Origin of the sequence: Streptomyces sp. CB01249, assembly GCF_001905735.1 — a bacterium.
Classification (GTDB): domain Bacteria; phylum Actinomycetota; class Actinomycetes; order Streptomycetales; family Streptomycetaceae; genus Streptomyces.
The window spans coordinates 517,120-532,183 of the sequence record NZ_LISW01000003.1 but is presented as its reverse complement, the minus strand read 5'-3'; the positions used below and the strand labels follow the sequence as shown (position 1 = coordinate 532,183).

The 15,064-nt window shown below is 74.4% G+C and carries 11 protein-coding genes; 2 read left to right on the top strand and 9 right to left on the bottom strand.

Features of this window, described 5'->3' with window-relative positions; translation table 11 throughout:
- Nucleotide 1: 1 nt before the first annotated feature.
- Complete coding sequence (locus AMK18_RS18085; protein WP_073863549.1) at nt 2-3,325, bottom strand: FtsX-like permease family protein; 3,324 nt, start codon at nt 3,323-3,325, stop codon at nt 2-4.
- 172 nt (nt 3,326-3,497) lie between these two features.
- Entirely contained in the window at nt 3,498-3,902 is a 405-nt protein-coding gene (locus tag AMK18_RS18080) for a globin (protein WP_020207350.1), read from the bottom strand.
- Between the two features lie 160 nt (nt 3,903-4,062).
- Between AMK18_RS18080 and AMK18_RS18075 the strand changes: the two genes are divergently transcribed.
- Nucleotides 4,063-5,172, top strand: a complete 1,110-nt coding sequence (locus AMK18_RS18075) for an NAD(P)/FAD-dependent oxidoreductase (RefSeq protein WP_073863548.1) — start codon at nt 4,063-4,065, stop codon at nt 5,170-5,172.
- Between the two features lie 23 nt (nt 5,173-5,195).
- Here AMK18_RS18075 and AMK18_RS18070 read toward each other — a convergent pair whose 3' ends face one another.
- The 5 genes from AMK18_RS18070 to AMK18_RS18050 all read right to left on the bottom strand — a co-directional run bounded on the left by AMK18_RS18070 (nt 5,196) and on the right by AMK18_RS18050 (nt 12,350).
- Nucleotides 5,196-5,657 carry a MarR family winged helix-turn-helix transcriptional regulator gene (locus AMK18_RS18070; protein WP_018106023.1) on the bottom strand — a complete coding sequence of 154 codons (462 nt, stop codon included), beginning with the start codon at nt 5,655-5,657 and terminating at the stop codon, nt 5,196-5,198.
- A 157-nt stretch (nt 5,658-5,814) separates the two neighbouring features.
- Nucleotides 5,815-7,182 (bottom strand): FHA domain-containing protein, encoded by a 1,368-nt coding sequence (locus AMK18_RS18065; RefSeq protein WP_073863547.1) that lies wholly within the window; start codon nt 7,180-7,182, stop codon nt 5,815-5,817.
- Nucleotides 7,183-7,288: 106 nt separating this feature from the next.
- Complete coding sequence (locus tag AMK18_RS18060) at nt 7,289-8,617, bottom strand: vWA domain-containing protein (protein ID WP_018106025.1); 1,329 nt, start codon at nt 8,615-8,617, stop codon at nt 7,289-7,291.
- Nucleotides 8,618-8,697: 80 nt separating this feature from the next.
- Nucleotides 8,698-9,921: a PP2C family protein-serine/threonine phosphatase gene (locus tag AMK18_RS18055; protein WP_198957028.1), complete on the bottom strand. Its 1,224-nt coding sequence runs from the start codon at nt 9,919-9,921 to the stop codon at nt 8,698-8,700.
- Nucleotides 9,922-9,923: 2 nt separating this feature from the next.
- Nucleotides 9,924-12,350, bottom strand: coding sequence for a tetratricopeptide repeat protein (locus tag AMK18_RS18050; protein WP_443333224.1), 2,427 nt, complete (start codon nt 12,348-12,350; stop codon nt 9,924-9,926).
- Between AMK18_RS18050 and AMK18_RS35685 the strand changes: the two genes are divergently transcribed.
- Nucleotides 12,334-12,630 (top strand): hypothetical protein, encoded by a 297-nt coding sequence (locus AMK18_RS35685; RefSeq protein ID WP_020207348.1) that lies wholly within the window; start codon nt 12,334-12,336, stop codon nt 12,628-12,630. The genes AMK18_RS18050 and AMK18_RS35685 overlap by 17 nt on opposite strands.
- A 34-nt stretch (nt 12,631-12,664) precedes the next feature.
- Here AMK18_RS35685 and AMK18_RS18045 read toward each other — a convergent pair whose 3' ends face one another.
- Both AMK18_RS18045 and AMK18_RS18040 read right to left on the bottom strand, forming a co-directional pair.
- Entirely contained in the window at nt 12,665-14,005 is a 1,341-nt protein-coding gene (locus AMK18_RS18045) for a hypothetical protein (RefSeq protein WP_073863545.1), read from the bottom strand.
- Nucleotides 14,006-14,080: 75 nt separating this feature from the next.
- A complete protein-coding gene (locus AMK18_RS18040) occupies nt 14,081-15,052 on the bottom strand; it encodes a glutamate ABC transporter substrate-binding protein (protein ID WP_037786516.1) in 972 nt (323 codons plus the stop codon).
- Nucleotides 15,053-15,064 lie beyond the last annotated feature (12 nt).

Sequence of the window (15,064 nt, the reverse complement as noted above, 5' to 3'; positions counted from 1 at the left end):
GTCAGTTGTCCCCCTGGGTGCGCAGCGAGATCGCGGGGTCGGCGCGGCGCAGGGTGAGAGCGGCGACGATGAGCAGGGGCAGCGCGGCGACTCCGGCCAGCAGCGCGGCGACCTGGCCGGGCGGCAGCTGGACCAGGACCGGCGGCACCGGCTGGGCCGCCTGCCCGGTCAGCACGATCAACGGCACGACCGCCCGGGTCAGCAGGGCCCCGAGCAGGGCCCCGACGAGCAGCGCGATCGCGATCAGGACGCCCTGCTCGGCGGCGGTCATCCGGGCCAGCTGGCGGCGCGGGGTGCCCAGCGCCCGGAGCACGGCGAACTCGGCGGACCGTTCCCGCTGCGAGCCGACCGCGGCCACCGCGAAGCCGACCGCGGCCAGCGCGGCGGCGATCACCGCGACGGCGAGCAGCGCGGACTGCGGGCCCGCCCCCAGCGGGTCGGTGACCAGCTCGTCGGCGGTCTCGTCGCGCACCTGGACCTGGACGGGGTCGGTGTCGGGCAGCGCGCGCAGCGCGGCGGCCACCTCCGCGGTCCGGCCGGATTCGGTGCTCATCCACCACTCCGTGGCGGTCAGCCGGGCGGTCGGGCGGGTGGCGAAGACCTCGCCGAGGGCGCGCAGGTCCAGCAGGAGCGCCCCGCCGTCCCGGGCCCGCTGGGACTCGGCGGACGCGCTGGAGGAGCCCGAGCCGGGGCCGGTGGTGGGCAGCCGGTGCACGGTCCGGGTGATCGTCACCCGGACCGTCTCGCCGGCCAGGGTCACATCGGTCTTCTGGCCGGGCCTGGCACCGGTCGCCTTGAGATACGCGTCCGTCGCCACGGCGTTCAGCGCCGGTGCCTCGGGCCGGGCCGCGGTGAGCCGCACGCCGATGCTGGGGATCGAGTACGCCGCGTCCTCGGCGGTGACCGAACCGGTGGAGTAGCCGACGGCGAGGGGGGTGGCGGCCGACGCGGCGGGGGAGAGCGGCACGCCCGGCTTCGGCTCCTCCAGGAGGGAGTCCTCGGTCTTCTCGCCCTGCCAGCGGAAGCCGTCGGGGACCGGGACGGCGTGCTCGGTGCCGTCGGCGGCGGTGGTCCGCAGCGCGCTCAGGGTCAGCCGCTGCGCCTCCGCGTGCTCCACGGGCTGCTTGCCGCTCAGCTCGATGCCGGTGACGGCGAACCCGCCGGCGGGCGCCACGGCGACGGAGAGCGGGTGCGCCTTCCCGTCGGCCGGGACGGACCCGGCGACGACCTGGTAGGGCAGCCCGTAGCGGTCCTCCAGGAGGACGGAGACCCGGGCGGTCATGCCGGACGGCGAGGCCTCGCGGGGGGCGTCCTCGGCGGATATCCGTACGTCGAAGTGGAGCCGGGTGCTGTGCTCCGGCAGCGGCAGCCCGGCGCGGGCGGCCTTCGGCGGGGTCAGGGTGTCGAAGAGCCCTGCCACCGGGCCGTCCCCGAGGTCGTCGCGCATCAGCATCCGCTCGTCGGCGTGCGCGGTGTCCAGGGCGAGGATCTCGGCGGTGCGCTCGCCGGAGAGGCCCACCGTCGTGCGGTAGGCGGGCGCCGCCTCGCGCACCCCCGGCAGCTGTCCGTACGCGGGTGCCTTCGCCGGGTCCGCGTTGACGCCGGCGGTCATGCGCACCGAGGCTCCGGACCTGAAGTCGGCCTGGTCGCTCTGCGAGCGGTTCCACGACGCGCTCTGCCCGATCGCCAGCATGCCCATCGCCACCGCGAGGACCAGCAGCAGCACCGGCCCGGCGCCCCGCAGCGGCCGGCGGCTGAACTGCCAGCCCGCCAGCGCGGTCGCCAGTCCCCGCCCGCCGGAAGCGCGCCGCTCCGCGAGCCTGGCGGCGGGCGGCAGCAGACGCAGCGTCAGTACGGTCCCGGCGAGCAGGGCCAGCGCGGGCGCGGCGACGAGCAGCGGGTCGATCCCGAGCCCGCCCGCCCGGTCCCCGCTGAGCGCGCCGCTCCCCGAGCCCTTCGTCTGCCGGTCCAGCTGCCAGTACGCCACCGCCGCGACGAGCAACAGCGCGAGGTCGGCGCCCGCCCGCACCGGGCCCGGCAGCGCGGCGGACCGCGTGGTGCGCCGTCCCCCGCCGCCCGCGGCCAGGGCGGGCGCCACGACGGCGAGCGCGCAGGCCAGCGCGGTGACGGCGGCGACCAGCCACACCTGTCCGGTGACGCCGGTGTCCAGCCGAAGCCCGATCCGGGACAGCTCGCTGCGGTCCGCCAGGAGCCGGGTCAGCGGGCCGGAGAGCAGGGGCGCGACGAGGGCGGCGGGCAGCGCGAGGAGCAGTGCCTCGACGGACGCGAGCCAGGTGATCCGGGCCCGCGAACCGCCGCGCGCCCGCAGCAGCTCGGTCTCGCCCGCGCGCTCGCTGCTGAGCAGCCGGGCCACGAGGAGCAGGGCGTATCCGGCGAGCAGGACCAGCTGCACGGCCACGATGGTGAGCGTCGAGCGGGAGACGAGCAGGGCCCGGTCGATCTGTTCGAGGACGGTGGGCAGCGAGGTCTGCGCGGTGCCCCCGTCCTGGAACTCCGGGGTGGCCAGCAGCTTCTTCGGGCCGGTGGTCGCCGCCTCGCGCAGCGCCGCCGTCCGGCCCGTGGTGACCGAGCGGAAGTCGGCGGAGGCCAGCCAGGACACCTCGCCCGAGGTGGTCCGGCCGGAGCCGAGCACGGCGGGGTCGGTGAGCAGGGGACCGTACGTGGTGAAGACGACCTTGCGGACGCCGCGCCCGCCGAGCTCGTCCAGCTGCCAGTACGGGTCGGCCTGGTCGGCGGCCTTGTAGAGCCCGGTGATCACGACGTCGGCCGGTTTGCCGCCCAGCCGGTCGGTGAGCCTCAGCCGGGCGCCGGGCTTCAGCGACAGCGCCTCGGCGGCGGTCGCGGGCAGGGCCACCTCGACGGGGGCGCCGTTCTTCCCCGCCCCGGCGGCGGGCATGCGTCCGGCGGTGAGGCGGACGCGGCTGCGGTCCAGCGAGGCGAAGTGCGTGAGGTCGGGGTCACCGCGCCGGGCGGCCGGGTCCTGGAGGCTGCGCGGCAGCGCGTACGGGCCGGACGCCTCCAGCTTCCGTACGGTCACCGGCAGTCCGTCGAAGGTCTCCCGGGCGGCCTTGCGCACCGCCGTGTCGGCCGGCTGCCGCTCCTCCGGATCCAGCTGCGCGGAGACGGCGAGCGAGGCGGGGACGGCGGAGCGGTGGGTGAGCGTGTGGCGCAGCGCGGCGTCGCCGACGGAACCGGAGAACGCGGTGAGCGCGGCCAGGACCGAGGTGGTCAGGAGCACGGCCAGCACGGCCGCCGCGAGGAGGAGCCGGTGCGCCCTCACCCGCAGAAAGACGAACCCCGTCACTTGCCCCCCAGTCACCACTCACCGCACGCGCGCCCCCCGGCGTTGTCTGGATGCTGTCAGACGGTCCGTGCTCGTGGAAACCGCTTACGGGTACAACTTGATGCATTCGTGACCGCTATCCGGTCGCGGAGTACCGGATTCCGGCCGGATGTGGGCGGTCGGTGACCACTGGTCAGCCGTCGGTGTTCACCATCGAGGCGGCCGCGTAGGTGAGGTAGTCCCAGAGCTGGCGCTCGTGCTCCGGGGCGAGGCCCAGCTCGTCCAGTGCGACGCGCATGTGGTGCAGCCAGGCGTCGTGCGCGGCGCGGTCCACCCGGAAGGGCGCGTGCCGCATCCGCAGGCGCGGGTGCCCGCGCCGGTCGCTGTAGGTGCGCGGTCCGCCCCAGTACTGCATGAGGAACAGCGCGAACCGTTCCTCGGCAGGACCGAGGTCCTCCTCCGGGTACATCGGCCGCAGCAGCGGGTCCTCAGCGACGCCCTGGTAGAAGCGGTGGACCAGGCGCCTGAAGGTCTCCTCGCCGCCGACCTGCTCGTAGAAGGTCAGCTCCTGCACCGTGTCGCGCGGAATCTCAGTCACGCGTCCATGGTCGCAGACGCGCGCCGCGGCGGGCCGGGCTCGGGGGATCCTCTCCGTTTCCCGTCCTTTCCGTCTTGTCAGTTCGTTGTGCGAACTACTATGGTTCGTGTAACGAACGAAATGATGTGTCATTCAATGGCTTTCAAGGGCTGGGGTCGGCATGGCAAACGGAACAGGTAAGCGGACCGTCGTCGTCATCGGCGGCGGATACGGCGGCTCCGCCGTCGCGAAGGCGCTCGACGAGGAAACCGATGTGGTGCTGGTCGACCCGAAGGACGCATTCGTCCACGCGGCGGGCTCCCTGCGGGCACTGGTCCGACCCGACTGGGCGGAGAACATCTTCTTTCCGTACGACACCCTGCTGAAGCGCGGCACCGTCCGCCGCGAGCGGGCCGTCGCCGTGGACCCCGGCGGGGTCACCCTGGCCGGCGGCGAGCGCGTCGACGCCGACTACCTGGTGCTCGCCTCCGGGTCCGACTACCCCTTCCCGGCCAAGGCCGACACCGACCTGGCGGGCGAGGCGCTGGCCCGGATCAGGGAGGCGCACCAGGAGCTGGCCGGGGCCGGGCGGGTCCTGATCACCGGCGCCGGACCGGTCGGCCTCGAACTCTCCGGCGAGATCAAGGCGGTCTGGCCCGAGAAGCACGTGGTCATCACGGACCCCGCCGACGAGCTGCTGCCGGGCTTCCTGCCCGAGGTCCGTGAGGAGCTGCTGCGCCAGCTGGACGCGCTCGGCGTGGAGCTGCGGCTCTCCACCGCGCTCACCGGCGAACCGGCGCCCGCCCCCGGGCGGCTCGACCCGTTCACGGTGACCACCGACGGCGGTGAGCGCATCGAGGCCGACATCTGGTTCCGCTGCTACGGGGTGCGCTCCAACGGCGACTACCTCGCCGACGGCCGGGTCGCCGAGCGCGACGCGCAGGGCCGGGTCCCGGTGGACGAACGGCTCAACGTCACCGGTCACCAGCACATCTACGCCCTCGGCGACCTCACCGACCTGGCCGAGGCCAAGATGGCCGGGTACGCGATGAAGCACGCCGAGGTGGTCGCGGCCAACATCCTCGCCCAGGTGCGCGGCGAGGAGCGGGCGGCCGTCTATCTGCCGTCCCCGGTGCCGTCCGCGCTGCTCCCGCTCGGGCCCGGCGGCGGGGTGGGCCAGGTCCCCTCGCCGGGCGGGCCGGTGCTGCTGTCGGCGGAGGAGGTCAGCGCGTACAAGGGCAAGGACCTGTTCACCGGGCGCTTCGCGGAGCTCTTCGGCATCGTGCGCTGACGGTCCGGTGGCGGGGGCGGTCCTCAGCAGCCGGGGGTGGCCGCCGGGGCGTTCTCGCAGGACTCGCGGAAGACCATGGGCACCTTGTTCTCCAGCACCAGACGGCCCAGGAGCGCGGTCAGCTGCTCGCGGTCGGCCGCGTCGAGCCCTTCCGCCAGGGCCTCGACGCGCCGGCAGGTCTCCGCGTAGAACACCTCGGCGAGCTCGCTCCCGGCCTCGGTCGGGGCGACCCGCACCGCGCGCCCGTCCTCCGGGTCGGCCTCCCGGCGCACCAGGCCGCGCTGCACGCACCGGTCCACGAGGCCGGTGAGGCTGGACTTCGCCAGGCCCAGTACGGCGCCCAGCTCGCGCATGCCGTACGGCTTCACCATCAGCACGCAGAGCAGCTGGCCCTGCTGGGCGGTGATTCCGTGTTCGCGGCCGGAATCGGCGTACACGGCGTTCACCAGGAATGCGGAGCGCACCAATGCGGTGGCGATCCCCATCTGCCCTTCGTCGGCCTTTCGCATGTGAACAGAATATGGCAGGCGTGAGCGGTACGGACCCGCCCGGACCGGACATTCGTGGTACGAACTACCGCACACGGGAGCGGCCGGTGAAGGGGCGTCCCCCTTCACCGGCCGCTCTTCCGTGCGCGGTTGGTCAGTCCCGGCGGACCGTGATCGTCGTCCACGCCCCGACGTGCACCTGGTCGCCGTCCTGGAGCGGCACGGGGACGTAGGGCTGGATCGGCTCCTCGGAGCCGTTGACCGTCGTGCCGTTGGTGGAGTTCTGGTCCACCACGGCCCAGCTGCCGTCCGGCTGCTGCACCAGCACGGCGTGCTGGTGCGAGACGCCCGGGTCCTCCGGCGGCACCGACAGGTCGATGTCCGGGGACTCGCCCGTGCTGTGCCGGCGGCGGCCGATCGTGATCTGCCCGCCGGTGAGCGCGAGCTGCTGCTCCGGGGAGTACGCGGGCAGATTCAGCCCGGTCGCCTCGGGGCCGCTGCGCTGCATCATCGCCAGGAAGTACTCACGGTCGGGCGCGATGAACGCGGTCCAGTTGTTGGACAGCGGCCGGCCGGGCCCGGGACCGTGCTGCGGACCGGGGTCGCCGTGCTGTCCGGGACCGTGGCCCTGCGGACCGGGACCGCCGTGCTGGCCGGGACCGCCGTGCTGCGGGCCCGGGCCGGGCTGTCCGGGACCCTGCTGCCCCGGGAACGGCGGCTGCGGGTCCGGGCCCGGCGGGGGCGCGGGCCGCGAGGGCGGGGACAGCAGCCAGTCGTCGCCGTCGGTGCGCGGCGGGGCCGGCGGGGGCGCCGTCTGCTGCTGGAAGGCGGGCGGCGCGCCCTGCTGCTGGAACGGCGGCGGCGAGCTCTGCGGGCCGCCCTGCGGACCCTGCTGGTACGGGGGCGGAGGCGGTGGCCCCTGCGGGCCCTGCGGACCGGGGCCGGGACCCTGGGGGCCGGGCCCCTGCTGACCGGGGCCGCCCTGGCCGAACGGCGGCGGGCCGCCCTGCGGACCCTGGCCGAAGGGCGGCTGCCCCTGGCCCTGGCCGCCCTGGCCCTGGTGGCCAGGGCCAGGGCCCGTGGACAGGGGCTCGGCGGACCGGTTCACCTGCGAGGGGCGGGAGCTCTGGTAGTCGAAGGGGTCGCGCGACTGCGGCGGACCGGGCGGCTGCTGCGCCGGGAAGCCCTGCGGCCGGTTGCCGGCGGGGCCGGGGTCGGCCGGGAGGTTGTGCCGGGGAGCCAGCGGGGTGTAGGACGTCGCCGTGTTCGTGAGGAAGTTCCAGCGGCACTCCTCGCAGTACGGCGCCATCGCCTCGCGCGGCGTGCGGCACTGCGGGCACAGCTCGGCCTGGGCGGTCGCGTCCGGATCGTGCGGCCGGGGATATCCGTAACCGTGTGCGGGCGGCGGAGGAGGCGGCGGGGGGACCGCACCCGCAGGCGCGCCCGCCCCGGTCATGCGGTGGCCGCAGACCTCGCACCAGTCCTCGGAACCCGACTGGTGTCCGTTCGGGCAGGTCGGCATGTCGGCGCTTCCCCCTTTCCTTCTCCGGCCCGCAGGCCGTCATGTGGCGTGCTCCGCCGCCCGGCGGACCTGAACCGGCGGGCGGCTGATCGTTGCGGATATGTGGTTATTTCTTGACGCGGACCGTCTTCGTGGAGCGCGTCTCGAGAGTCATCTCGTCCGCTTCCGCGACCTTCGCCTTCAGTCGCACAGTACCCGTCGCCGCATCGACCACGTCTACCACCTTCGAAAGCAGTTTCGCAGTGTCCTCGTTCCCGGACGCCGATGCCAACTGCACCGCTCGGCCCAGTTTGGCCGTGGCACCGTCGAAGTCTCCCGACTTGCGGGCATCGAGCCCCTGCTGGATGACCTGTGCCAGTTCGGCCTGGCCCGTGTAGTGCGCCACCTGCGGATTGATGGAGGTCGACGCCACCATGTCGTCCGTCCACACGGCCCGGACCAGTCCCTGCGAGAGCGTCTGCGGCGCTCCGCCCGACGGGTCCGGAAGGATCAGCGAGACCCGGGCGGCGAGCATCTCCTGCCCGATGCCGGCCTCCGGCACCCGGACGCACACGTGGTAGTCGCGGGACTCGTCGCCCCAGGAACCGGTCGGGTAGTCCCCGGCGCGGGGGCCCGCCTCGGTGCGCCGGGCGGTCAGGTCGGCGACCGTCGGCGCCACCTGCTTCACGAACTGGATCTCCACGCCGACCGGGGTCCACAGCCGCAGCGCCACGTCCGCGACCTCCTTGCCCATGGCGTTCTCCATCATCTGCGTGAAGTCCGCAGCGAGCCCGGCCGGGTCGGCGACGATGTCGGCGGTGCCGAGGAGCGCCGAGGCGATCCCTGTGACCTCTTTCACCTCCCAGTCGGTGCCGACCCCGCGGGCGTCACAGGTGAACCGGCCCGCACAGGCGTCCAGCGCCGCGCGCAGGTCCTCGGGCGACTCGTGCTCGTTGCGCCCGTCGGTGAGCAGGATGCCGTGCCGGATGTCCACGTCCGCCGCGCCGAGCAGCCGGTCCGCCAGCCGCAGCCAGGTCCCGATCGCCGTACCGCCGCCCGCGCTCAGCCGACGCAGCGCCTGCCTGGCCTCGGCCCGGGTCCGCGGGTCGGCGACCGCGAGCCGGCCGTTGCCCGGGTAGACCTCCTTGGCCACGTGCGTCCCGGCCACCACGGCGAACGAGGTGCCGTCGCGCAGGGTGTCCACGGCCGCCGCCGTCGCGTCGCGGGCGTTGCGCATCTTGGTCGGCGGGTAGTCCATCGAACCCGAGCAGTCCACCATGATCACCACGGCGGCCCCGGTGGCACGCCCCGGCAGCGGTACACCCCCGGTGGTGCCGCCCCCGGTCGAGGTGACCGTGATGATGCCGTTGACTTCGCGGCCGCCCTCGGGCAGGTACTCGTTCTGGTACACCTCGACGGAGAACTGCGGCACGTTCGACTTGGAGAAGTTGGCCATCTGATCGGCTCCTTGAGGCTCCACGTCTCGGATGAAGCCAGCGGTACGGACAAAGGCGTAGAGGGGTGAATCACCCCGTATCAGGCGGAGCCTGCCCCTTGCGGTGACACGGCGAACGGCAGCAGCGCCACTGTTACGTTGTCGTGGCCGCCGCCGTCCAAGGCGTGGCCGACCAGGACCTGCGCGCCGTGCAGCGGGCGGGCGTACGCGTCCTCGGGCACCGCGGCGGCCATCTCGGCGGCGGACTCCGCGTAGTTCCACAGGCCGTCCGTGCAGACCACCACCAGGCCAGGCCGGTCCGGTTTGAACGAGGCGGTGTGCGGCTCCAGTTCGTACGCGTCCGCGCCGAGCCAGCCCGTGATGGCGTGGGCGCGCTCGTCCGCGTACGCCTCCGCCTCGTTCATCAGGCCCGTCGCCACCATCTGCGCGGCCCACGAGTCGTCCTCGGTGAGCCGGGCGGGCGCGGTGGAGCGGTCCTCGGGCACCCAGTACACGCGGCTGTCGCCGACCCAGCCGACGACGAGCAGCCCGGCCGCCATGACCGCGCCGACCAGGGTGCACGCCGGGGCGTTCTGGTGGCGGTGCTGCTCGCGCTCCTGACCGGCCTGCTCGGCAAGCCGGTTGACCGACTCCGCCGCCGCCACGATCGCCTCGTGCATCGCCTGCTGCGGATGCGTGCCGCGCGGCAGCGACGCCAGCAGGGACTCGTTGGCCGCGCTCGCCGCCGCCGCCGACGCCTCGTCGGGCCGGCTGGCCGAGGACACCCCGTCGCAGACGATCGCCACGACGGCCGGGGAGCCGTCCGGCAGGGCCGTCGTGGACACCGCGAACGAGTCCTCGTTGCGGTGGTGGCGCAGCCCCCGGTCGCTCACCGCGGCGACCGCGCCGAGCTCCTGCTCCATGTGGTCGCGCTCGCGCGGCTGGGCGTGGCCGCAGTTCTCGCAGTAGCCGTCGCCGTCGACCCGCCCGGCCCGGCAGGCCACGCACACCTTGCCGCCGGCCGCCGGGGCCGGGGCGGGCGCGGGAGCCTGCGCGGGCTCCGGGACCGCCCGGGGATCGGGCGCCGCGCCCGGGGCGGCCAGCTCGAAGTCGCCGGAGGCGGCCGGTGCGTCGTAACGGACCCCGGACGCCGGGTCCGCGGCCGCCGCCGGGGTGGCGATGGCGACCGTCGGGCGGTCGAGGGGCGGCTCGGGCACGGCCGACAGGTCGTACCCGCAGGCGCCGCAGAACAGGTCGCCCTGCTCCAGCGGCTCCTCGCAGCCGGGGCACCTCGGCAAGGCGGTCTCCTGGTGGTTCTGCGACATGTTCACACCCACGTTCGGGGGCGGAAGCGGTTGGCCCGCTCCACCAGTTCGATCCTCTCGGCCCCGGGCTCCGCGAGCCGGGCGAGCATCCGGTACGCACGCTCCAGGCCGAACCGCAGTCCGCGCTCGTCCAGCTCGCTGCCGAGTAGCGTCCCCGGGCCGTGCGGCCCGGCGGGCTGCGGGCCCGAAGGGCTACCGGAGAGTACCCAGTCCAGCGCCGTACCGAGCACCTCCGTCGAGAGGCGTTCCCGCCGGACCGCGTCGAGCCCCAGCCCCGAGAGGGCCGACACCTGGGCCGAGGCGGCCGTCAGGTCCGCCATCAGCGGCTCGTCCGGGGCCCGTTCACGCAGCCGGGCCCGGACGGCGGCGATCCGGGCCGCCGTGTAGTGGATCGACGCCTCCGGCACCGACTCCAGCGTCCGGACGGCCGAACTCCGGTCACCGGCCGCGATCTGCACCCGGGCCAGACCGAAGGCCGCGCTCACGAAGCTCGGGTCGGTCAGCCACACCAGCCGGTAGTACTCGGCGGCGTTGTCCAGCTGCCCCAGGACCTCCGCGCAGATGCCGAGGGCCAGCTTCGGCGCGGGCTCCCCGGGAAACGCGTCGTACACCGCGTCGAACGACAGCGCCGCGTTCTCCTTGTCGCCGGTCACCAGCGAGGTGAGGCCCCGGTACCAGACGACGCGCCAGTCGTCGGCGTGCTGCCCCTCCAGCTCGGCCAGGGTCTGCGCGGCGGCGGCGAGGTCGCCCATCTCCAGGCGGGCGCGCAGCTCGCGCAGCCGGGTCTCCAGCGACGCGGCCGGCACCGCCTGCAACGCGGCGATCAGCTCGGCGGGCGCCGAGGCCATCACCCCCGCCAGGAACCCCGCGTTCGGGTCGCTCGCGTCCACCCGGGGCACGGGCAGCGCGAGCGAGGTCCCCCGCACGTCGAGCCCGGCCAGCCGGGGCGCCCCGGAGCCCGCCGGCACCGCAGCGGCACCGGGGGAGGGGACCGGGCTGCGCGGAGCGGGGACGCTCGCGGCGGGCGCGTACGGCAGGGGGCCCGGGCCGGTGCCCGCCCCGCCCGGCGTACGCACATGGGTGGCGGCCGAGGGCACCGGCGCCGCGCCCGTGGGCGAGGTGGGCGGCGGTCCGGCGGGCAGCGCCCCCGGTATGCCCCCGGGCGGGGTGGCGGCGGCGGGCGCCGGGGCGGCCGTACCGCCGCGGCGGCCGAAGCGGCCCCCGGATGCGGCGGCGGTCCGCGCGCCCAGGCGCGACACCTCGCCCGCCCCGTCCGCGAACAGCTCCGTGTCGGTGACCCGCAGTTCCGCCCCGAACAGCGTGGACAGCGCCGGGCGCGGGCGCCCCGACTGGAGCGAGACCACCTCGCGCAGCACGCCCGTCAGCTGTTCGGCCATCTCCGCCGCGGAGGCGAACCGGCGGGCCGGGTCGGGATCGGTGGCGCGGACCAGGAGCCGGTAGAACGACTCGTAGCTCCGGAACACCTCGATGTTGTCCGGGTCCGGCAGCGAGTCCACGAAGACGTTCGTGTACCCCTGGAAGTCGAAGGTGAGCACCGCGAGCGTGCGCGCCACCGTGTACAGGTCGGAGGCGACCGACGGGCCCACCTCCGCGACCTCGGGCGCCTGGTAGCCGACGGTGCCGTAGATCGCCGACTCCTCGTCGTCCATCCGGCGGACCGCGCCCATGTCGATCAGCTTCAGCTGGTCCTCGGTCTGGATCGCGTTGTCGACCTTGAAGTCGCAGTACAGCAGATTGCGGCTGTGCAGGTGGCCCAGCGCCTCCAGGGCCTCGATGCCGAACGCGCACGCCTGCTCGACCGGCAGCGGATCGCGCTTCCCGGCCGCTGTGCGGCGCTCGTTGGCGATCTCCTTGAGCGACTTGCCGCCGACGTACTCCATGACGATGTAGCCGTCGAGCGAGCCGGTCCGCTGGTCCAGGTGCTCCACGAAGTTGTAGATCCGGACGATGTTGGAGTGCTCGATCTCCGCGAGGAACCGCCGCTCCGAGATCGCCGCCGCCATCGCGTCCTGGTCACCCGTGTCGAGCAGGCCCTTGAGCACCACCCAGCGGTCCGAGACCGCCTTGTCCACCGCGAGGTAGACCCAGCCGAGCCCGCCGTGCGCCAGACAGCCCGCGACCTCGTACTGCCCGTGGACGACGTCGCCCGCCTCCAGCTTCGGCACGAAGGAGTACGGGTGGCCGCACTTGGTGCAGAACCCCTCGGTGCGGCCCGGCCGGTCGCCCCGGGCCCGGCCCACCGGCGCTCCGCAGTCGGAGCGCGAGCAGAACCGCTTGCGCTCGGGCACCTCCGGGTTCTCCATCACGGCCGTACGCGGATCGGGCCGCGGCACGTCCGGCACCTGCACCAGACCCGCGCCCAGCCGGTTGCGGCCCGAGGCGTTGGTCGACTTGGCGGAGGAGCGCACCGACACCGACTGCGCGCCGGTCCGGCCGGACAGCGACAGCGACCGCGAGAGCCGCCCCGACACCGAACGCCGCGACGTCGAGGAACGCGACGAGGAGCGCGAGGACGCCCGCGAGGAGGACTGCGAACTGCTCCGTGCCGACGTGCTGTTGGACCCCCGGCTGCCCCGGCCGCCGCCCGCGACCCCGGTGGGCGGTGAACTCACCATGCCGTTCGGCGAGACGACCGGCGCCAGACCGCAGGTGTCGCAGTACAGCTCACCGCCGCCCATGTCCTCGTAACTGCCCTCGCACGCGGGGCGCTGGCACTGCGTACTCATGTCCGTTCCCCCTCTTCGCCCCGCCGCCACGACGGATTGTCACCTCTGCTCAGCAGGTCCAGCGCCGCGTCCTGGTAGCGCTGCACCGCCTGCGCCGCCACCCGCAGATCGCACGGGGCGCTCCACAGCATCCGGCGCGCCGCGTCGTACCGCTCGATCAGGACCGGGTCCTCCGCCAGGCCGTGGCGGGCCACCTTCGCCTTGTACGCGTCGAGCCGGCCGCGCAGCTCGGCCCGGACGGCCAGCGGCGCGGTCACCGCCGTCAGCTGCTCGCGGGCCCGCAGCAACTCCTCCTCGGCCTCCCGCTCCAGGGTCTCCAGGAGCGGCGAGAGCCGGTGCCAGCGGGCGTGCCTGCGGTACTCCGACGCGGCGGCCAGGCGCTCCTGGAGGACGGTCGGCGGTCCGTTGACCACGGGCACCTCCGACGCGGCGATCTTGGCCAGCACCTCGCCGCGCGCCACCCGGGCCTCGGCCAGCGTGCGGTCGGCCCGGGACAGCACGTCGCGCAGGTGCACCAGCCGCTGTTCGGCGTCCTGCCGTACGGCGAGCACCGCCTCGACCTCGCGCCGCACCTCTTCCAGCGCCCGGGCCGCCCGGTCGTAACGGGTCGTGTCGGGGCGCCCGCCGCCGGGCGCCGCGCTCCCGGGCCCCGGCAGCCAGAAGGCCAGCGGGTCCGAGATCACCTGCTCCCGCAGCGTGGCCAGCTCCGCGGTGATCGCGTCCAGGTCGTCGCCCGCCGGGTGCTCACCGGGCCGGACGCCCACCGAGTGCGCCAGCGAGTGGGTGCGGCGCAGCTCGGCGGCGAGGAGGTCTATGCGGGCGGGCATCGCCGACCACACGGCGTCCGAGGCCACCACCATGTCCAGGGCGCTCGCGTACAGACCGTTCATCCGGGAGACCAGCTCCTCCAGCGTGAACCGCTCGGAGAGGCGGGCCGGGCCGGAGACGGACGGGTCGTGCCCGGCGGCCCCGTGCGCCACGGTGACGCCCTGGCCGCGCAGCAGCTCGGTCAGGGCCGTCAGGTCCTCGCGGTTGGGGTGGCGGCGCCGGGCCCGCACCTCGCGGGCCCGCTCCAGCACCCCCGTATACGCGTCGAAGTAGCTCCACAGCAGCGTGACCGACCGCTCGGTGACGGCCCATCGCTCCCTGGTGACACCGGACAGCTCGGCGCCCTCCAGGAGCCTGCGGCCCGCGTGGTCCTGGAGGGCGAGGAGCGAGGTCTCGATCGCCTCGTGCTCCGCGCCGAGCCGGGACAGCGCACGGTCGGCCTCGTCCCGGTCCATGACCGGACCGGGGGGCCGGGCCGCGTAGCTGGGGAAGGGGCCAGCGACGCCCATCGATCACCTCTCCGCTCTCCCCGCCGGGCCTGGGCCCCGCGGGATCAGTGCCGCCGCCCGCCGGGCGGGGCCGCGCTAATCCCGGTACTTCGGCTCCGGCGGGGCCTGGACCCCCGGCAGGCCGTCCTGGAGCCAGGCGCGGTACGACTTCATCCAGAGGCTGTCCGCGCCGCCGGCCCGGTAGTCGACCAGGACCTTGTTGACCCGGGACACCAGGTCGTCCGCGCCCTTCTTCGTGGCCACGCCGTAGTACTCGGTGGTGAACGGGTCGCCCTTGAGCTCGACCGCCGGGTCCTGCGCGGCCTGGCCCGCGGCCAGCGCGTTGTCCGTGACGACCGCGTCGACCTCGCCCAGCTGGAGCCGTACCAGGCAGTCCAGCTGGTTGGGGACGGTCAGCCGGTCCTCGTCGGCCGGGGTGCCGTCGTGCTCGTCCTTGAAGACCGAGCCGAACGACTCCTTCTCCAGCGCCTCGTACGCCGTCGAGCCCTCGGCGGTGCAGATGCGCTTGCCGGCCAGCGTGGAGTTGAAACCGGTGATGGAGTGGTCCTCCTTCGCGGCGAGGACCTGCTGCCCGGCCTGGAAGTAGGCCGTGGAGAACGAAACCTGCTTCAGCCGGGCGCAGTTGACCGTCATCGTCCGCACGACCACGTCGACCTTGTCGTTCTCCAGCGCGGCGATGCGCTGGTTGGTCGGGATGGCCCGGAAGATCACCTTGTCGCCGTCGCCGAGGATGTCCTTGGCGATGGCCCGGACCAGGTCGATGTCGAAGCCTTCGAGGTCCCCGGTCTCCGGATTGCGGAAGCCCCACTGGAAGCTGTTCTGGTCGACGCCCGCGATGAGCTTGCCGCGCTCCTTGATCTTGCGGACCGCGTCCCCGTCCGCCTTGCCCGGCCGCAGGCTCGCCTCCGGGTCCGTGCAGCCGTCGGCCTTCGCCTGGAGGGCGTGCGCCGCGCCGGGCCCCGTCACCTGGGGGCCGAACACGTCGTCGCCCGGGTGGGAGAGGGGCAGCAGGGTCAGCGCCGCGGTCAGCGCGCAGGCGGCGGCCATGGCGGTCACCCC